General features: G+C 71.9%; 22 protein-coding genes. 13 read left to right on the top strand and 9 right to left on the bottom strand.

Going from position 1 to position 18,237, the window contains the following annotated elements; all coding sequences use genetic code 11:
- Positions 1–30: 30 nt before the first annotated feature.
- The 4 genes from AC0HI0_RS34090 to AC0HI0_RS34075 all read left to right on the top strand — a co-directional run bounded on the left by AC0HI0_RS34090 (position 31) and on the right by AC0HI0_RS34075 (position 4,559).
- A complete protein-coding gene (locus AC0HI0_RS34090) occupies positions 31–1,548 on the top strand; it encodes a dynamin family protein (RefSeq protein WP_480927583.1) in 1,518 nt (505 codons plus the stop codon).
- On the top strand, positions 1,440–1,913 hold the full coding sequence (gene grpE, locus AC0HI0_RS34085) for a nucleotide exchange factor GrpE (RefSeq protein ID WP_480927582.1): 474 nt from the start codon (positions 1,440–1,442) through the stop codon (positions 1,911–1,913). Before AC0HI0_RS34090 ends, grpE begins: the two co-directional genes overlap by 109 nt.
- A complete protein-coding gene (locus AC0HI0_RS34080) occupies positions 1,910–3,727 on the top strand; it encodes a dynamin family protein (RefSeq protein WP_480927581.1) in 1,818 nt (605 codons plus the stop codon). The genes grpE and AC0HI0_RS34080 overlap by 4 nt, the downstream gene beginning before the upstream one ends.
- Before the next feature lie 124 nt (positions 3,728–3,851).
- A complete protein-coding gene (locus AC0HI0_RS34075) occupies positions 3,852–4,559 on the top strand; it encodes a hypothetical protein (protein ID WP_480927580.1) in 708 nt (235 codons plus the stop codon).
- A 12-nt stretch (positions 4,560–4,571) separates the two neighbouring features.
- Here the strand turns inward: AC0HI0_RS34075 and AC0HI0_RS34070 are convergent, their stop codons facing one another.
- From AC0HI0_RS34070 to AC0HI0_RS34045, 6 genes are all read right to left on the bottom strand, one after another.
- A complete protein-coding gene (locus tag AC0HI0_RS34070; RefSeq protein ID WP_480927579.1) occupies positions 4,572–5,129 on the bottom strand; it encodes a hypothetical protein in 558 nt (185 codons plus the stop codon).
- A gap of 1 nt (position 5,130) precedes the next feature.
- Positions 5,131–5,655 (bottom strand): RNA polymerase sigma factor, encoded by a 525-nt coding sequence (locus tag AC0HI0_RS34065; protein WP_480927578.1) that lies wholly within the window; start codon positions 5,653–5,655, stop codon positions 5,131–5,133.
- A 146-nt stretch (positions 5,656–5,801) separates the two neighbouring features.
- The gene (locus AC0HI0_RS34060; protein WP_480927577.1) at positions 5,802–5,981 is read right to left on the bottom strand and encodes a DUF397 domain-containing protein; all 180 of its coding nucleotides are present in this window, start codon (positions 5,979–5,981) and stop codon (positions 5,802–5,804) included.
- Between the two features lie 2 nt (positions 5,982–5,983).
- Entirely contained in the window at positions 5,984–6,166 is a 183-nt protein-coding gene (locus tag AC0HI0_RS34055; RefSeq protein WP_480927576.1) for a DUF397 domain-containing protein, read from the bottom strand.
- A gap of 2 nt (positions 6,167–6,168) precedes the next feature.
- Positions 6,169–6,351: a DUF397 domain-containing protein gene (locus AC0HI0_RS34050; protein ID WP_480927575.1), complete on the bottom strand. Its 183-nt coding sequence runs from the start codon at positions 6,349–6,351 to the stop codon at positions 6,169–6,171.
- Positions 6,348–7,214 (bottom strand): helix-turn-helix domain-containing protein, encoded by an 867-nt coding sequence (locus AC0HI0_RS34045; RefSeq protein WP_480927574.1) that lies wholly within the window; start codon positions 7,212–7,214, stop codon positions 6,348–6,350. The genes AC0HI0_RS34050 and AC0HI0_RS34045 overlap by 4 nt, the downstream gene beginning before the upstream one ends.
- A gap of 105 nt (positions 7,215–7,319) precedes the next feature.
- Between AC0HI0_RS34045 and AC0HI0_RS34040 the strand changes: the two genes are divergently transcribed.
- The 6 genes from AC0HI0_RS34040 to AC0HI0_RS34015 all read left to right on the top strand — a co-directional run bounded on the left by AC0HI0_RS34040 (position 7,320) and on the right by AC0HI0_RS34015 (position 12,407).
- Entirely contained in the window at positions 7,320–7,541 is a 222-nt protein-coding gene (locus AC0HI0_RS34040) for a hypothetical protein (RefSeq protein WP_480927573.1), read from the top strand.
- Between the two features lie 52 nt (positions 7,542–7,593).
- Complete coding sequence (locus AC0HI0_RS34035) at positions 7,594–8,472, top strand: hypothetical protein (protein ID WP_480927572.1); 879 nt, start codon at positions 7,594–7,596, stop codon at positions 8,470–8,472.
- A complete protein-coding gene (locus AC0HI0_RS34030; protein WP_480927571.1) occupies positions 8,472–9,275 on the top strand; it encodes a hypothetical protein in 804 nt (267 codons plus the stop codon). Before AC0HI0_RS34035 ends, AC0HI0_RS34030 begins: the two co-directional genes overlap by 1 nt.
- Positions 9,272–9,655, top strand: coding sequence for a GntR family transcriptional regulator (locus AC0HI0_RS34025; RefSeq protein WP_480927570.1), 384 nt, complete (start codon positions 9,272–9,274; stop codon positions 9,653–9,655). Before AC0HI0_RS34030 ends, AC0HI0_RS34025 begins: the two co-directional genes overlap by 4 nt.
- Positions 9,656–10,025: 370 nt before the next feature.
- A complete protein-coding gene (locus AC0HI0_RS34020; RefSeq protein ID WP_480927569.1) occupies positions 10,026–11,837 on the top strand; it encodes a phosphoenolpyruvate carboxykinase (GTP) in 1,812 nt (603 codons plus the stop codon).
- 102 nt (positions 11,838–11,939) lie between these two features.
- On the top strand, positions 11,940–12,407 hold the full coding sequence (locus AC0HI0_RS34015; RefSeq protein WP_480927568.1) for a hypothetical protein: 468 nt from the start codon (positions 11,940–11,942) through the stop codon (positions 12,405–12,407).
- 78 nt (positions 12,408–12,485) lie between these two features.
- On the opposite strand, the gene AC0HI0_RS34010 is transcribed toward AC0HI0_RS34015, so the two are convergent.
- The 3 genes from AC0HI0_RS34010 to AC0HI0_RS34000 form a co-directional block, all read right to left on the bottom strand.
- Complete coding sequence (locus tag AC0HI0_RS34010; RefSeq protein WP_480927567.1) at positions 12,486–13,313, bottom strand: septum formation family protein; 828 nt, start codon at positions 13,311–13,313, stop codon at positions 12,486–12,488.
- Positions 13,314–13,318: 5 nt separating this feature from the next.
- Positions 13,319–14,566, bottom strand: coding sequence for a hypothetical protein (locus AC0HI0_RS34005; RefSeq protein ID WP_480927566.1), 1,248 nt, complete (start codon positions 14,564–14,566; stop codon positions 13,319–13,321).
- A 79-nt stretch (positions 14,567–14,645) separates the two neighbouring features.
- Positions 14,646–15,428, bottom strand: a complete 783-nt coding sequence (locus AC0HI0_RS34000; protein WP_480927565.1) for a LamB/YcsF family protein — start codon at positions 15,426–15,428, stop codon at positions 14,646–14,648.
- Between the two features lie 92 nt (positions 15,429–15,520).
- On the opposite strand from AC0HI0_RS34000, the gene AC0HI0_RS33995 reads away from it, so the two are divergent.
- From AC0HI0_RS33995 to mctP, 3 genes are all read left to right on the top strand, one after another.
- Complete coding sequence (locus AC0HI0_RS33995) at positions 15,521–16,219, top strand: GntR family transcriptional regulator (protein ID WP_480927564.1); 699 nt, start codon at positions 15,521–15,523, stop codon at positions 16,217–16,219.
- A 119-nt stretch (positions 16,220–16,338) separates the two neighbouring features.
- Positions 16,339–16,599, top strand: coding sequence for a DUF3311 domain-containing protein (locus AC0HI0_RS33990; RefSeq protein ID WP_480927563.1), 261 nt, complete (start codon positions 16,339–16,341; stop codon positions 16,597–16,599).
- Entirely contained in the window at positions 16,600–18,234 is a 1,635-nt protein-coding gene (gene mctP / locus AC0HI0_RS33985; protein WP_480927562.1) for a monocarboxylate uptake permease MctP, read from the top strand. It begins immediately after the preceding gene.
- Positions 18,235–18,237: the final 3 nt, after the last annotated feature.

Here is an 18,237-nt window from a genome sequence, read left to right as displayed (position 1 = left end):
CGCCTCACCCGGTCGTGGCACGATCTGCGGGTGACCGCCCAGGCGCAGCAGCTCGCCGGCCCGCTCTCGGCCGCCGTGGCGAACCTGTGCGCCGGGCTCCGGTCCCAGGTGTCGCCGAACACCGCCGCCGGGTTCGGCGAAGTGCTGCGCCGGCTGTCCGCGCCGCTCCAGGTGGCCGTGGCCGGGCGCATCAAGTCCGGCAAGTCGACGCTGGTCAACGCCTTGATCGGGCGTCGCGTCGCGCCGACGGACGTGGGCGAGTGCACCCGGCTGGTCACCCGGTTCCAGTACGGCACGGTGGACCGCGTCGAGGTGGTGTTCACCGACGGCCGCAAGCAGGTGCTGCCGTTCGACCCGAGCGGCGGCATCCCGGCCGACCTCGGCGTGGACGTCGCGGACGTCTCGCACGTCGAGGCGTACCTGACCAACGCCGTGCTGCGGGACCTGACCGTGATCGACACGCCCGGCCTCGGCTCGCTGGACGCCGCGTCGGTGGCGCGCACCGAGGCGTTGCTGGGCAACGAGCTGGACCCGGTGTCCCGCAACGCGGTGGCCGGCGCGGAGGCCGTGCTCTACGTGGTGACGCAGGGCGTGCGCCACGACGACCACCAGGCGCTGGCCGCGTTCACCGCCGCCACGGCCGGCCGCGAGGCGGGCCCGGTGAACGCGATCGCCGTGCTGAACAAGGCGGACACCATCGCCGCGGAGACGGTCGACGGCGCGGGCGGCGACACGTGGAAGGCGGCCGTGCTGCTGGCCGAGCGCCAGGCGCGCACGCTCAAGCCCCGGGTCGCGGACGTGCTCCCGGTGATCGGCCTGGTCGCCGAGTCGGTCGAGACCGGCGGGTTCACCTCGGCGGACGCGGACGCGCTGCGCCGGCTCGCCGAACTGGACGACGCGACCCGCGAGACGATGCTGATCTCGGCGGACCTGTTCGTGACGTGGGAGTGCGACGTCGCGGTGGGCGTGCGCACCCGGCTGCTGGAGAAGCTCGACCTCTACGGGATCCGCTGCGCGCTGACCGCGCTGGACGCGGAGCCCGCGATCACCGCGGGCGCGCTGCGCCGCAAGCTGCTCGACGCGTCCGGGCTGGACGGCGTGCGCGGCAAGCTGAACGCGGTGTTCCGGTCGCGCGCGGACGGCATCAAGGCCGCCGCCGCGCTCGCGTCGATCACCGCGCTGGCCGCCGCGTCCGGCGACCCGAACGAGCGGCAGCGCGTGCACGACGCGATCGAGGTGCTGCTGGCCAAGCCCGAGGCGCACCAGCTGCGCCTGCTGGAGGCGTTGACGCTGGTCGCGACCGGTGCCGTGGCGATGCCCGCCGACCTGGCCGAGGAGGTGCTGCGGTTCGGCACCTCGCCGGACGTGGCCGAGCAGCTGGGGCTGCGCGGCCGGCCGCTGCCCGAACTGGTCGCGCACGCCCTGGAGCGCGCGGGCTGGTGGCGGTCCTTCGCGTCGTTCGGCGCGACGCCCGCGCAGAGCCGCGTGGCGCACGTGGTGCACCGGGCGTACTTCCTGATCTGGCAACAACTGCGGGGGCGGCGATGACAAGCGGAACGGAATACCCGTCGGACGCGTCGGAGCCCGACGTGGAGACGACCATCGCCGGCGAGCTGCTGGACCAGGCGCTGGCGGAGCGGCGCGCACTGGTGCAGCTGTGCCTGTACGCGCTGGACCGCGCCCGCAGTTCGGGTGTGATGGAGCGGCTGGAGGAGGGCCTGGCCGGGATCGGGGTGCTGGCGCTGCGCCCGGACGGCGAGCGCTTCGACCCGTCCGTGCACGAGGCCGGCGGCACGGTGCCGACCGACGACACGTCGCTGGACGGGTTCGTCGCGGAGACCGAGGTGGTCGGGTTCGTGGACCGGGGGCGCACGTTGCGCGCGCCGATCGTGACCGTCTACACGGTGCGATGAGCACCCTCCCCCAGACGGTCCGGCAGACCCGCGAACGGCTCACCGCGCTGGTCCGCGGCATCGACCCGCAGGCGGCGGCGTTCGTCGAGACCCGGCGCGGCGGCGCGGCGTCGGTGGTGGTCGTCGGCGAGACGAACCGGGGCAAGAGTTCGCTGGTGAACGCCCTGCTGGCGACGCCGGGCCTGTCGCCGGTGGACGCCGAGGTGGCGACCGCGACCTACCTGGTGTTCCGGCACGGCGCGCAGTGGGCGGCGCGGGCGTGCTACCCGGGCTCGATGTCCCCGGTCCCGTTCGACCGCGCCGAGCTGGTGAACTGGGTGTCGGCGGCGCACGAGCTGCCCGAGGGCATGCTGCCGCCCCGGTACGTGGAGGTGGACGCGCCGATCCCGTTGCTGGAGCGGCTGTCCGTTGTGGACACCCCGGGCGTCGGCGGGCTGGAGTCGGTGCACGGCGAACTGGCGGCCGAGGCGGCGGCGAACGCGACCGCGCTGCTGTTCGTGGTGGACGCGTCCGCGCCGTTCACCCGGGGTGAGCTGGAGTTCCTGCGCACGGTCGGGGAACGCGTCGAGACCGTGGTGTTCGCGCTGACCAAGGTCGACCAGTACCGGGGCTGGCGGACCGTGCTGGAGGCCGACCAGGCGCTGCTGGCCGAGCACGCGCCGAGGTTCGCGGGCGCGACGTTCCACCCGGTGTCGTCGCGGATGTTCGAGCTGGCGTTCAAGGCCCCGAACCCGGACGCGGCGGCGATGCTGCGCGAGCGGTCCGGCATCGGGGACCTGCAAGGCGCGTTGCAGGAGCTGGTGGTCGGCCGGGCGGCGATGCTCGGCGAGGCCAACGGGCTGCGCGCGCTGGCGACCGTGCTGGACGAGCTGGTCGCGCGCGGCGAGGCGGACAAGCGGGCGCTGTCCTCGGGCGAGGAGGAGGCCGAGACGCTGCGCGAGCGGCGCGACGAGCTGAACTCGCAGCGCCGGTCGTCCACCCGCAGCTGGCAGGTGCGGCTGCGCGGCGAGGTGCAGCGGGCGCGGGTGGAGGGCAGCCACGAGGTCAGCCGGCAGATGCGGGACGTGCAGACGTGGTTCCGCACGGCGATCGACGCGGCCTCGCGCGAGCAGTTGGCCGCGCTGCCGCAGCAGGTGGACGCCGCGCTGCAGATGGTTTCCGGGCGGATCAGCGGCGGCCTGGCCGTGCGGCTGTCGCGGGTCGCCGACTCGGCGCTGGCCGACCTGTTCTCGCCGGAGGAGCTGGCGGTGATCCGCGGCCAGTTCGCGCGCGGCGTCACGCCGCCGGTCGTGCTGCGCCCGCCGGAGAAGCGCGCGCCGACCGCCGAGGACAAGCTGCTGGTGTTCATGGGCGTGTCCGGCGGCCTGGGCGCGGGCCGGCTGGCCGCGATGCCGCTGGCGGGCCTGGGTGTCGCCGCGCTGAACCCGGTCGTCCTGCCGGTGACCATCGTGCTGGGCCTGGGCGCGGGCTGGTGGATGGCCCGGACCCGGAAGCACTCGGCGGACAAGCAGCACCTCAAGCAGTGGCTGTCGGACGCGATCGCGGACGCGCGGTCCACCGTGGACCAGTTGGTGGCCGAGCAGCTGATCGAGGCCGAGCAGCAGCTCTCGCTGGCGCTGGACGACGCGCTGGGCAAGCGGGTCGACGCGATCGAGGCGGAGCTGCGCGAGGTGGACAAGGCGTTGCGGATGGAGGCCGGCGAGCGGGCCAAGGCGCTGGGTGCCGCCACCCGGCGGCTCACCGAGCTGCGGGCGGGCCAGGCGAAGGTGGACGAGCTGCTCGGCCGGATCCGGGCGTTGCGGGACCGGGTCTGACGCCCTCGACCGATCAAGGATTCGCGTGACCGGTCCCTGACAACGGGTGACGTGGGTTCCCCCGCGGAACCGGATCGGCATAACGTGAGTCTTACCGGTACTTGAGCGCAGGAGGGGGTTCCGGGTGTACGTCGACGAGACAGGCGCGACCGACGGCGAGCTGAAGGTCACCGTCGAGGACGAGGAGTACACCACCGAGGCGACCTTCGACCTCAACGACGACGGCATCGACGAGAGCGCCGTGGTCGAGACCGACGACGGTGGTCACCTCGCGTTCAGCGACACCGACGGCGACGGCGACGCGGACCTGATGAGCACGTTCGACAAGGACGGCGACCTGGTCGGCCAGGCGCGGTTCGACGAGCGGTCCGGCGAGTGGATCGCGGTCGACCCGGGCGACGACCACACCCAGCAGACCAACGCGAACGCCGGCAAGACCATCACCGTGGACGTCGAGGGCGGCCCGGACCAGAACGTCGGCCCGGCCACCGAGGACACCGACAACGACGGCCGCGCGGACACCGCCGTGGTGAAGGACGCCGAGGGCGACACCTGGCTGTTCACCGACGTGGACGGCGACGGCAAGGCCGACATCGCCACCGAGATCACCGCGGCGGGCGAGGTCACCGTGTCCAAGCACACCGGCGACGACGAGTGGACCCAGGTCGAGCACGGCAAGATCGACTCGACCGGCAAGTACGTCCCGGACTCGAAGAACGGCCTGGACAGCGACACGGTGTGGACCGGCGGCGCGGGCGGCGACGAGAAGGTGACCGTGTCGGGCGTCGTGCGCATCGACTCGGTGACCGGCCAGTGGATCAGCCCGAACTGACCGCCCGCCGGGCTACCGGGGCGTCGCGCGCTCCGGGTCGTCGGCCGGCACGCAGGCCGGCGCGGACCCCTTGACCGGGGCGGTGAAGCCCAGGCCGGTGCCCCGGTCCGCTGTGGTGTGGACCGACAGCAGCAAGGTGTAGCCCTCGGGGACGCGACCGATCGTGATCGAGTCGCCGGACGGGCTGGGGACGTCCCAGCCGGTGCCGGGGTAGGCGGGCTCCGGGGCGGCGCAGTCCGACGTCGCCGGGACGACCGCGGCGCGCACGCCCAGTTCGCGGAGCTTCTCGTTCGCCGGGTCGATCGCCGCGACGTCGTTGATCTTGACGGTCACCGTGCCGTCGGCGTTGCGCGTCACCTCGTACGCCGGGGTGCCCGTCAGCGTGATCAGCCCGACCGCCCTCGCCCCGAACAGCACGACCGTGGCGGCGACGACGCCCAGCGGCACGAGGTTGCGGGCCGGCGGGGGCGTGCGCCGGGGGTCGCGCAGCGCGGCCAGGACGTCCTGCCGGCCCCGCGCGAGGTCGGCGTGCTGGGCGAGGGCGTCGCGGAACTCGGTCTCGTTCGGCATGTCAGGTCGTCTCCTTCGCCACGGCCAGCGCTCTGGGGGTGTGCGGGTCGACGGCCCGCAGGCGCAGCGTCGCCAGACCCCACGAGAGCAGGCTGCGCACCGTGCCCGGCCGGCAGCCGAGGACGGCTCCGATCTCGGCGTCGTCGCAGCCCTCGTAGTAGCGCAGCACCAGCGCGACGCGCTGCTTGCGCGGCAGCTTCGCGAGCCGGGCCATCATGGCTTCGCGCTCGGTGTAGTCGTCGGTGGGATCGGCGGTCGGCGAGCCGATCTCGTCGAGGGTGCGCAGCGTGGCGCTCACCTCGCGGGTGGCCTTGCGCCGTCGCCAGGACAGGAATTCGTTGGTGACCATGCGCTTGACGTACGCGGACGGGTTGTCCACCTCGGCCTGGATGCGCGGCCACTGCTGCTGCGCCCGCAGCAACGCCTCCTGGACGATGTCCTTGGCCAGGTGCGGGTCGTAGCAGAGCACCGTCGCGTAGCGCAGGAGCGGGTCCAAGCGGTCGGCCACGAAGTCGTCAAAGGTCATGCACGCCTCGGCTCGGCCGCCTGCTCTGGAGTGGGGTCACGCCCCTGAGAGTCATTTCGGGCGGCGATGTGTTGCACCCGGTTTTCCGGCTCGATCCACAGGTCTGTCCACACCTGTGGAGAACTCGAACAGATGTTCGACGCAGGCTAGCGGCGCGTGCCGGCGAGGAACGCCTCCCACGCGCGCGGGGTGAACAAGAACCTCGGTCCGCCCACGTTCTTTGAGTCCCGTACCCGCACTACGTCGTCGGCAAACCGCACCTCGACACACGCGTCACTTGCTGCGGCGCTGCGGCTGCTCTTGAACCACCCTGTGTCACGGCTCATCGTCAGTCCGTCTCCTGGTGCTGTAGGAACGCCTGCCAGGCGTGCGTCGTGAATCGGAACTGTGGCCCGCCGACGTTCTTGGAGTCCCGCACCCGCACGGCGTCGTCGGTGAACCGCACCTCGACACACGCGTTGCTGCCACCGGAGCTTCGGCTGCTCTTGAACCACCCCGTGTCGCGGCTCATCGTCAGTCCACCGTCTGGTGCCGTACGAACGCTTGCCAGGCGTGTGCGGTGAATCGGAACTGCGGCCCGCTGACGTTCTTTGAGTCCCGTACCCGCACGAGGTCGTCGGTGAACCGCACCTCGACGCAGCCGTTGCTGCCACCGGAGCTGCGGCTGCTCTTGAACCACCCGGTGTCGTGCGTCATCGGCACTCCTTGATCCTCTCCAACAGCAGCGTGCGGGTGTCGTCCTGGCTCAGCGCGAGGTTCTCGACCCGCTTGAACAGCCGCTGCATCGGCTCGATGTCCTCTGGCTGATCGTAGAAGGTGTACGGGCCATGCAGAACCGCCGCGAAGGTCACCGGCATCGCGTGCGGGAAGTCCAGCAGGACAAGACCTCCGCCCAGTGCGGGGTTGTCCACGGCGGTGTTCGGCACGACCCGGATGCTCAGCGTCGGATGCCGCTCGGCCAGTTGGAGCAGGTGCAGCACCTGCCCCCGCATCACGGCCGGTCCGCCGATCACGTGGTCCAGCGCGTCCTCGGTGAACACCATCCGGATGTCCTTGGGGTCACCGGCTTCCAGCACCCGCCGCTGGTGCTCCTGCCGGAACGCGATCCGCTCGCCGGTCTCCTCCTCCGAGTCGTCCCAGTGGATCGAGTTCGACAGTGCCATGATCGCCCGCACGTATTCCGGCGACTGCACCAGTCCCGGGATCACGCCGCACTCGTACCAGGCGATCTCGCGGGCGGCGGCCTGGAGTTCGCCCAGGCGCTGGAAGGGCTCGGGCAGGTTGTCCACGTACGCCCGGCGCGGCGCGCGTCGGCGGGCCGCCGCGCCCAGCGCCAGCACGGTCTCCCGCTCGGGTCCGCGCACGTCGTAGAAGTCCAGCAGCTTGGCCAGTTCCTCCGGGCCGAGCCCGCCCTTGCCGTTCTCGACCTGGCTCAGCCGCCCGCCGGTGCGACCGATCGCCTCGGCGGCCTCGCCCTGCGACCGGCCGGAGCGGGTGCGCAGTCGGGTCAGCGCCAAGCCGAGTTGCAGGCGCTCGACGGTCGACCTGGCCGTGCCCATTGATCACTCCACCCCATCGGGTAATAGCTCAAAGTCTCACTTAAATCTAAACTTTAAGCCGTTGCTGTCCGTGTTCGATCACATACAATCAGGTAGGAGGCTGTGATGGCCGACGAGGTGTCCGAGCGCCGTGAATGGCTGGTCCGCTGCGCGACCGAACGGGGCGAGCCCGCCCGCTGCGCGATCGAGGTCTCGCGCGGGGTCGTGGAGGTCTTCGGCCCGGGCGACCGGTTCGCGTTCGGTCTCGACCCCGAACTGGTGGCCGACTTCCGGACGTCGCTGGACGAGGCCATCGCCCGCGCCCGAGCGGACCTTCACACGGTGTGACGCCGTGTGCGATCCTTTGTAACAAGGGGTTGATACAAAGGGGGCGGGTGTCGTGGAGATCGCGTTCTTATCCGGCTTGATCGGCTTGGCCGTCCTGCTCGTCCTGTGGCCCACGCGCGCCACCGCCCACCGGTTCCTGCGCCGCTGGGGCGTCGCCGACCCGACCGACGAGCAGGACACCGCCGCCGTCCGCTACCTGCGCCGGCGGCGGCTGCTCTACCCGCCGCTGTTCCTCCTCGTCCCCGTCGCCGCGTCCGTGCTCGACCCGCCGACCGCCACCCCCGGCCCACCGCACAGCATCGCCGCCCTGATCGTGGGGCTGCTGCTCGCGGAAGCGGTCGCGGCGTTGCGGCCGGTGCGCGGGGTGCGGATCGCGACGTTGACACCGCGCCGGTGGCACGACCTGGTCCCCCGGGCGGCGGTGGTCGTCCAGCTCGCGCTGTCCGCGGTCGCGGTGGTGCTCGCGGTCGCCGACCTGCTCGCCCGGCCGTGGTCGCGCCACGTCGCGGCGACCGCCGAGAGGCTCTCGCCGACGTACCGGGACGAGATCCTGCGACCGTCCGGCGTCCTGGTGCTGGTCGGCGTGGTGGTCGGCGCGGCGGCGGTGTTCGGCGTGGTCTGGTTGGCGGTCCGGCGCGCGTCGACCGGCGACCCCGGGTCGGACGCGGCGCTGCGCACCCGGAGCGCGCGGGTCGCGGTGGGCATCGGGATCGGGTGGGCGGGTGCGATGGCGTCCGCCGCCATGGCCCGGCTGTGGACTCTGCACGGCCTGCGCCTGAGCACCCCGGACGCCGCCCCGGCGTGGCTCGCGGCCGTCCCGGCGTCGCCCTGGTTCGGCCTGGTCATGTCCATCGTCTCGATCGGCGGCTGGATGTGGGTGGCGAACCCGGCGAAGCCCGGTGCTCCCGTGCCGCACGAGAAGGTCCGCTGATGCCGCTCGTGGTGTTCGGGCTCATCGCCCTGGTCGTGCTGGTGTTCGTGGTGGCGACCCCGCAGGCCGGCCGCCGGTTCCTCGCCCGGTGGGGCGTCCTCGACGCCGACGAGGCGCAGGCGCTCATCGCGGCCGACTACCTGCGCGACCGCCGCCTGCTCTACCTGCCGCTGGTCCTGTTCACGCCGAGCGTCCTCGCGCTCTCCGACGACGAGCCGCTCCTGGTGGTCCTCAGCCTCCTGCGGCACTGCCTGCCGGTCCTCGTGGTCCTGCTGGTCGCGGAAGCCTTCAGCGCGTTGCGCCGCGTCCCGGGGCCCAGGGCGGCCACGCTGTCGCGGCGCGCTTGGCGGGATCTCGTGCCCCGGTGGGCGGTGGTCGTCCTGCTGGCGCTCGCCGCCACCGCCGTGACCATCTCGGCGGTGGGCCTGTTCGTGCCGCCGTCCTCGCGCCAACCGGCGTTCTTCCCGCACGGGGGCACCGTGGTCATCGTCGTGGTGCTGGGCCTCGCACTGGTGTCCGGCGTGGTGTCGCTCGCGGTCTGGCGCGGGGCCGTGGCCGATCCGCTGATCGACACCGCCCTGCGGACGCGCAGCGCGCGGGTCGCGGTGGGCGTCGGCATGGCGCTGATGGCCTACCTGGCGTTCGCCGCGTACCGGTCGGTGGCGCTGCTGAGCCACGTGTGGCAGCCGGTCTACCCGGTCGCGTTCGCGCTCGGCGTGCTCGCCCTCCCGGTGGGGCTGGTGGCGTGGTTCCGGGTCGTCCGGCCGGCCCGCGCCGCCTCGAACACCCGGCCCGCGCCATGACGGACTCGCTGTGGGTCGTGGTCGACCCGGACAACGGCGTGCCGCCGTGGCGGCAGATCCGGGACCAGTTGGTCCAGCTGATCCGCTCGGGCTCGCTGCCCGCCGGCACGCCGTTCCCGCCGATCCGCCAACTGGCCCGCGACCTCGGCCTGTCGGCGGGCACGGTGGCGCGCGTCTACCGCGAACTGGAAACCGGCGGCCTGCTGGTCACCGCCCGCCGCCGGGGCACGGTGGTCGCGGACCTGCCGCCGCCCGCCGAACCGCCCGTGCCACCCGAGCCGCTCGCCGAAGCCGCCGCCCGATTTGTCGCGGAAGTCCGTGCGCTGGGCGTCGACCGGCCGGCCGCGGAAGCGGCCGTGCGCGACGCCTGGCCTTACTGACAACAACCCGGACAATTTCCGTGCAATTCTTGCGCCGCAACGTGAGAGCGCTCTCACACGCGTTCGACCTCGGCACGGGCCGGCAACCTCCGCGTGTGGCGGCCGCCGCACGGCCCAGCCCTTGCATTTCGGCAACTAAAGCCCAGGTCACAGCGGGGTTTGTGATGATCGGGTGCTGAATCGATTCCAGAATCGGTTTTGTGAGGGAGCCGACAGGACAGATGTGCGTTACCGGGGATTAACCCGGCTAACCTCCGTCTATCCCTTCAACGGCACGCCCTCCACCGGGGCGGGCGGAGCTATTCCCGAGGACGTCCCACCCGGACAACGGCGTCCACCGTGGGCCGGCGCACCTAGGAGACGAGACGAGATGACGGCAGTGACCATTCCCGGTCTCGACCAGGCACCGACCAACCACGCGCGGCTGCTCTCCTGGGTGCGCGAGGTTGCCGAGCTGACCTGCCCCGACGAGGTCGTCTGGGCCGACGGTTCCCAGGACGAATGGGACCGCCTCACGGCCAAACTGGTGGACGCCGGCACGTTCGTCCCGCTGAAGAAGAAACCCAACTCGTTCTGGGCGGCCTCGGACCCGACCGACGTGGCCCGGGTGGAGGAGCGCACGTTCATCTGTTCCGTGGACGAGGCCGACGCCGGCCCCACGAACAACTGGATGGACCCCGCCGAGATGAAGGGGATCATGACCGAGCTGTACCGCGGCTCGATGCGCGGTCGCACGATGTACGTGATCCCGTTCTGCATGGGCCCGCTGGACGCCGAGAAGCCCATGCTGGGCGTGGAGCTCACCGACTCCGAGTACGTCGTGGTCTCGATGCACATCATGACCCGGATGGGCACGAAGGCCCTGGCCCGCTTCGGCGAGGACGGCGACTTCGTCAAGGCGCTGCACTCGATCGGCGCGCCGCTGGAGCCCGGCCAGGCCGACGTGTCGTGGCCCTGCAACGACACCAAGTACATCACCCAGTTCCCCGAGGAGCGGACCATCTGGTCGTTCGGCTCGGGCTACGGCGGCAACGCCCTGCTGGGCAAGAAGTGCTACTCGCTGCGCATCGCCTCGGTGATGGCGCGCGACGAGGGCTGGCTGGCCGAGCACATGCTCATCCTCAAGCTGACCTCGCCCGAGGCCAAGGTCTACTACATCGCGGCCGCGTTCCCCAGCGCCTGCGGCAAGACCAACCTCGCGATGCTGGAGCCGACCATCCCGGGCTGGAAGGTCGAGACCCTGGGCGACGACATCGCCTGGATGCGCTTCGGCGAGGACGGCCGGCTCTACGCGGTCAACCCGGAGAACGGCTTCTTCGGCGTCGCGCCCGGCACCGACTACCACACCAACCCGAACGCCATGCGCACCATCGAGAAGGGCAACTCGCTCTTCACGAACGTGGCGCTCACCGACGACGGCGACGTGTGGTGGGAGGGCATGGGCGAGCCGCCCGCGCACCTCACCTCGTGGAAGAAGCAGGACTGGACGCCGGGCGGCGAGGAGCTGTCCTCGCACCCGAACTCGCGCTACTGCACGCCGATCGCCCAGTGCGACATCAAGGCCCCCGAGTGGGAGGACCCGAACGGCGTCCCGATCTCGGCGATCTTCTTCGGCGGTCGCCGGGCGACCACGATCCCGCTGATCACCGAGTCGCGCGACTGGCAGCACGGCGTGTTCATGGGCGCCACGCTGTCCAGCGAGACGACCGCCGCGGCCGTCGGCCAGGTCGGCGTCGTGCGCCGCGACCCGATGGCGATGCTGCCGTTCATCGGCTACCACGCCGGTGACTACTTCCAGCACTGGATCGACACCGGCAAGTCGGCCGACGCGGACAAGCTGCCCAAGATCTTCTACGTCAACTGGTTCCGCCGGGGCGAGGACAAGCGCTTCCTGTGGCCCGGGTTCGGCGAGAACTCGCGCGTGCTGAAGTGGGCCATCGAGCGCATCGAGGGCAAGGCCGCCGCGCGGGAGACCCCGATCGGCCACGTGCCGACCGCCGACGAGCTGGACCTCTCGGAACTCGACGCCGTGCACGCCGACATCGAGGCGGCGCTGAACTTCGACGCCGACGAGTGGCGCGCCGAGATCCCGATGATCGAGGAGTGGTTCGCGAAGATCGGCGACAAGGTGCCGACCTCGCTGCGCGACGAGCTGGAGGCGCTCAAGCTCCGGCTCGGCTGATCACCCGCTTTTCCTGGAGGGACCCGGTGGAGGAGACGTCCACCGGGTCTCTTTTTGATCACCCGCGGTGACTTCCGGCTGGTGCCGATGTACCAAGGAGGAGTGAGCCAGCAGGACGACTTCCTCGGCGGCCTGCAGTTCGACGGTCCTCGGGACGTGCAGGTCGGGCCGCAGACCGGGATCGTGCGGTACTACCCGGTCGAGCCGCCGTCCGGACCGCCGCGCGGTCGCCGCGGGTCGCCGTGGTGGCACGCGCTGGGCGTCCTGGTCGGCGCGGTCGGGGTGGTCGCCGCAGCCTTCGCGTGGGGCTACGGGCTCGACCAGTTCGACGAGGTCCGGGTGCGCGGCCTGGTGGCCTTGGGACTCGCGGGACTCCTGATGGGTCTGATGACCTTGGGGCGGCTGTCCCCAGCCGCCCCGCTGACCGCCGGGGTGCTCGCGGTGGGTGCTTCGGTCGCTCGCGAACTGGGCGTCCTGCCGGTCTTGCCCGTGCTCAGGCCGGTGTTCGAGAGCGGGGTGCCGCTCGGCTTCGGCGTTCTGCTGCTGGTGCTCGCGTGCCGCCGCCGCTAGTTGTCCACAGGTTGTGGATGAAGCTGTGCACAGGCTGTGGACTTCACCGGTTCGTGGGTGGCCCTTAACCCGCCCGCCTCACCCGGGCAGCGGGTTGGTCCCCAGGCCCCACAGCCGGCCGGTGAACGGGCGGGTCGCCTCGGCGTAGCAGACCGCCGTGGTGAACCCCTCCGACCAGGCTTGGCTGCCGAACGAGCGCCACGACGCGAACACGTCCTCGCGCTGCGCGCCGACGTACCCGGCGACCGCCGTGGCGCAGTGCTGCGCCGCCTGCTCGTTCACCTGGTCCCGGGACGGCGCGGGGTCGCCCGGCTTGCCCAGGTTCAGCACGCCCGGCACGGCCTCCGCCAGGTGCGGGCCGTCGCACAGGGTGATCTTCGGGTCGCCGTCCTTGGCCGGCGAGCCCTGCGCGCACAGCTGGACCTGGCCGAACCCGGCGGCTTTGAGCAGGTCGCGGACCACGCCGGTGCGCTTGCGGCGCTGCCCGTCCGGGCCGAGTTCGACCACCGTGCACAGCCGCCAGCGGTGCCCCGCCGCCCACCCGTCGCGGCTGGGCCACAGGATGTTGGCCTGGAGCCGGGTGGCGTCGTGGTCCGGGCTGCCGAGGTAGCCCGCCATCGCCTTGCGGCAGCCGGCGATCCCCTGCCGGCGGAGGTCGCGTTCACTCGGGTAGTCCGCGCCCATCCCGGTGAACTCGCCGATGCCGACCGTCTCGCCCTCGTGCGGCTGGGCGCAGTCCACGACGGTGAGCCCGCCGTCGGTGCACTGGCCGGTTTTCGGCAGGTCTTTCACAGTCGGCGTCAGCGACGGCCGGACCACCTCGCCGCCGGGGGACCCGGCCACCTGCGAGGTGCACGAGACGAGCGACAGCGCGAGCAGTCCGATCATCGCCCGCCGCAGTCGCACGCCGGTCAGACTACTGCGAGCAGGGCGGCCACCTGATCGACGATCCGGCGTCGTTCCGCCTCGAACGCCGGGTCGGTCAGCGCGGTCGGGTCGGCGGGCTGCCCGAGCACGGGAGTGTGCAGGTGGCCGCCCAGGACGTCCGTCGCGCCCAGCCCCAGCCGGACCCGGTTCGCCCGGTACATCGACTCGTTGGACAGGTAGTCCCCGCCGCTGCCCGCGGCCGCCGCCGCGCCGGGCGTGGGTTCGTCCGCGCGGCAGCTGGGCGTCCCGACGCCGGGGGTGCCCACCGGCCACTCGCAGAACGACCGGTTGAAGACCACCGGGTACGGCGTGGTGCCCGCGTCGACCATCCGGCGCGCGGGCAGCGAGGTCTCGATGAACTCCAGCGCCGGCTGCGGCCAGTCCCGCGCGTCCGGCACCGGTCCCCGCGCGCCGACGGCGTTGTTGTCCGGGGCACCGCCCCGCCACCGGGCCGCCCACCGCTCGACGTCGAACCGACCGGGCCGGCCCTGGCTGATCGTCACGAACGCGTCCGGGCGGCTGCGCCCGGCGAGCGCGCCGCCGTAGACGCGTTCCACGACCCCTTCGTCGAACGCCCCCCACAGCACGGGCAGCACGGCGGCCTCCACGACGACCTCCCCGGCCGGCGTGTCGAGCACCCGCCCGTCCAGCCACAGCGCCGCCGCCCCGGCCGGGTTGGACCGCCGCACGGAGGTCCCGTCGAGCTGGAACGGGTCGAACCCGGTCACCACGATCCGCCGGCCGGCGTCGCGGAACCCGAGGTCGTCCAGCCCCCGGGCGGCGAGGTCGACCCGCCGCACCAGCCGGTCCCGCCCGCCGGCGGGCAGCGGGACCGCCCACTGCCGGACCGCCCTGGTCAGCTGGAGCCGCGCCCAGTACAGCGGCCGGTCGTCGTAGGCGTCCCACCCGGACGCGGCCCGCGCCCGTTCGCCCGCCGCCCGCCACAAGTCCCGCCCGGCCGCCGTGACCACCTGCTCGGCCCGTCCGGTGGAGGTCGAGCACAGCCGTGCGACGAACCGGCCGACCACGCCGTCCAACCCGCCGAGCCGGACCAGCTCCGGCCCGACGGCGGGCTGCCCGGGAGCCAGGACGGCGGTCAGCCGCCCCTCCTCGACGGTCACCGGCAGCCGGCCGTCGAAACACGGCTTCACCTCGGCCGACGCCACCCCCGGCACCCCGGCCAACGCCAACCCGGCCACCATCGCCGTCACCCACCGCAGTCCTGTGATCACGCACCGATCCTGCCGAACGGGCCCGGCCGCCCGACACCCGCCGACCGGCCGGGTGCTTCACCAGTCACCGCCTCGGCCGTCAGGCGATCCGCCGGACCTCGCCCGCCACCGCCGCCACGTCCACCCCGGCCCCGGCCAGCGCTTCCCGGACGGCGCGCGCGACGCCGACCGCGCCGGCCGTGTCGCCGTGCACGCGGATCGAGTCCACCCGCATCCGCACGAGCCGCCCGTCCACGGCCCGGACCTGCCCGTCCACCGCCAGCGACACGCACCGCTCGACGATCTCCGCCACCGAGTGCAGCACCGCGCCCGGCAGCCGCCGGTCGACCAACGTCCCCCGCCCGGTGTACGCGCGGTCCGCGAGCGCCTCGAACCGGACCGGTAGGCCGGCCACCTCGGCGCGCTTCAACCACACCGCACCGGGCAGCCCCAACACCGTCAACGACGGGTCGAACGCCCGGATCGCGTCCACCACGGCGTCGGCCTGTGCCTCGTGCGTCGCCAACGCGTTGTACAAAGCGCCGTGCGGCTTCACGTAGGACACCCGTGTCCCGGCGGCCCGCGCACAGGCGTCCAACCCGCCCAGTTGGTAGAGCACGTCCGCGGTGAGTTCCGCCGGCGGGACGTCCACGAACCGCCGCCCGAACCCCGCGAGATCCCGGTACCCGACGTGCGCCCCGACCGCGACGCCCGCCGCAGTGGCGGTCTCGCACGTCCGGTACATGATCGACGGGTCGCCGGCGTGGAACCCGCACGCCACGTTCGCGCTGGTCACCAGGCCCAGCAGGGCCGCGTCGTCGCCCACCGACCAGCGGCCGAAGCCCTCGCCCAGGTCTGCGTTCAGGTCCACGGTCCGGGTCACTGGACCCACCTCCCTCCCCGTGCGTTCAATGTAGGGATTGTTCAACAATCCCTCAATACTCCGTTTGACTTGTAGGGCACTAGACTCGCGCCATGACGAGCGTTGACGCCGAGGACTGGCTCCGGGCCCTGGCCAAGGACCGGGCCGACATCGACCGCTCCAGCACCGCCGAGCGGGTCGCCGACAAGCTCCGCACCAGCGTCCTGGACGGCGACATCAAGCCGGGCCGGCAGCTCAACGAGAAGGCCCTGGGCGACGTCCTGCGGGTCTCCCGCAACACCCTGCGCGAGGCGTTCCGCCTGCTCACCCACGAGCGCCTGCTGGTGCACGAGTACAGCAAGGGCGTGTTCGTCCGAAAGCCCGACCGGCACGACATCGTGGACCTCTACGCCGCCCGCCGGATCATCGAGATCGGCGCGCTGCGCTGCTGGCCGCACGCCGCGGACAAGGTCCGGCGCCCCGTCCAGGAGGCCGTCGACCTGGGCCTGGCCAGCGCGGAGCAGCAGGACTGGACGACCGTCGGCACCGCGAACATCCGGTTCCACCAGGCCATCACCGGCCTGGCCGGCAGCACCCGGCTGGACGAGGAGATGCGCCGCCTGCTGGCCGAGCTGCGCCTGGCCTTCCACGTCATGGGCGACCCGCGCGGCTTCCACGAGGAGTACCTGCCGCTCAACCGCCGGATCAGCGCGCACCTGCTGCGGGACGAGCCCGACGCGGCCGAACGGGCGCTGGCCGACTACTTCGACCGCGCCGAGCGGCACCTGGTGACCGGCCTGCGCGGGGAGTGAAAAACGGTCACGATTCCACTACGCAACCGGTCGGCAACCCACCGGACACCGTGACGGCCGTCCCCTCCCGGGCCTAGCATCCTGCGACACCCAGTCATCAGGGCCGCACGGAGGGCCACATGCCTCGAAAATCCAGCCTGCGCTGGAGCAACTGGAACCTGCTGCTGCTGATTCCGCTGCTCATGCTCGTCACGCCGTGGTTCAACTTCGACGGCCCGCGGCTGTTCGGTCTGCCGTTCTTCTACTGGTACCAGTTCGCCTGGGTACCGGTCGGCGTGGTCTGCGTCGGCCTCGTCTACGTGATGACCAGAGGTGAACCGGTCGTGAAGGACAAGCCCGACCTGCTCGGCGTGGACGACCTGGACGAGGGGGCGAAGTAGATGCAGTGGACCGAGTTGGTCGTGTTCAGCGCGCTGTTCCTGCTCGTCACCGTCCTGGGCTTCATCGCGGCGAAGTGGAAGTCGGGCAACACCCTCGACCACCTCGACGAGTGGGGCCTGGGCGGGCGCAAGTTCGGCTCGTGGATCACCTGGTTCCTGGTCGGCGGCGACCTGTACACCGCGTACACGTTCGTCGCGGTGCCCGCCCTGGTGTTCGGCGCGGGCGCGACCGGGTTCTTCGCGCTGCCCTACACGGTGATCCTCTACCCGATCGTCTTCCTGCCGCTGGTCCGCATGTGGTCGGTGTCGCGCGTGCACGGCTACGTCACGCCGGCCGACTTCGTGCGCGGCCGGTACGGCTCGCACTGGCTGGCGCTGATCATCGCCGTCACCGGCATCGTCGCGACCATGCCGTACATCGCGTTGCAGCTCGTCGGCCTCGAAGCGGTGCTGCGCACCATGGGGCTCAACGGTTCCGGCATCGCCGGTCACGCGCCGCTGCTGATCGCGTTCCTCATCCTGGCGCTCTACACCTACCAGTCCGGGCTGCGCGCGCCCGCGCTGATCGCGTTCGTCAAGGACACGCTGATCTACATCGTGATCCTGGTGGCGGTGATCTACCTGCCGAGCAAGTTCGGCGGCTGGGGCGCCATCTTCGACACCGCGCAGGCCAAGTACGACGCGACGCCCGCCAAGTCCGACGGCATCCTGCTCACCGGTGCCAACCAGCTCCAGTACGCGACGCTCGCGCTGGGTTCCGCGCTGGCGCTGTTCCTCTACCCGCACTCGCTGACCGGGATCCTCGCCTCGCGCGGCCGCAACGTCATCAAGCGCAACATGGTGGCGCTGCCCGCGTACTCGCTGCTGCTCGGCCTGCTGGCAATGCTCGGGTTCGTGGCGATCAGCGCGGGCGTCACGCCGATCACCAACCAGGCCACCGGCCGCCCCGACACCAACACCATCATCCCGGTGCTGTTCGGCGCGGAGTTCCCGTCCTGGTTCGCCGGGATCGCCTTCGCCGCGATCGGCATCGGCGCGCTGGTGCCCGCCGCGATCATGTCCATCGCGGCGGCGAACCTGTGGACCCGCAACATCTACAAGGAGTACGTGAAGAAGAACGCCACGCCGGCGCAGGAGGCCAAGCAGGCCAAGCTCGCCTCGCTGGTGGTGAAGTTCGGCGCGGTCGCGTTCATCGTGTTCATCGACCCGCAGTTCTCCATCGACCTCCAGCTGATCGGCGGCGTGATGATCCTCCAGACGCTGCCCGCCGTGGCGATCGCCCTGTACACCAGGTGGTTCCACGTCTACGGGCTGGTCGTCGGGTGGGTCGTCGGCATGGGCTGGGGGATGTACCTGCTCTACGACATCCCCAGCGCGGACGGCAAGCGCCCGCACTTCGGCGGCTCGGCGCTGGCGCTGGACAAGCTGTCGCTGCTGGGCTGGCACCCGTTCGCGGGCTCGACCGTGCAGATCTACGTCGGCATCGTCGCCGTCGTGGCCAACCTGGTCGTCGCCGTGCTCGTCACGCTGATCGCCAAGCAGCTGCGGGTGTTCAACGGCACCGACGAGACCTCGGGCGAGGACTACCACGTGGACGAGGACAGCCCCCGGGTCAGGCCGGTGGCCGCGCACTGAACC

Source organism: Saccharothrix sp. NBAS 001 (genome assembly GCF_056640475.1).
Note: the sequence above shows the minus strand (reverse complement) of the source record. Positions and strands in the feature narration are given on the sequence as shown.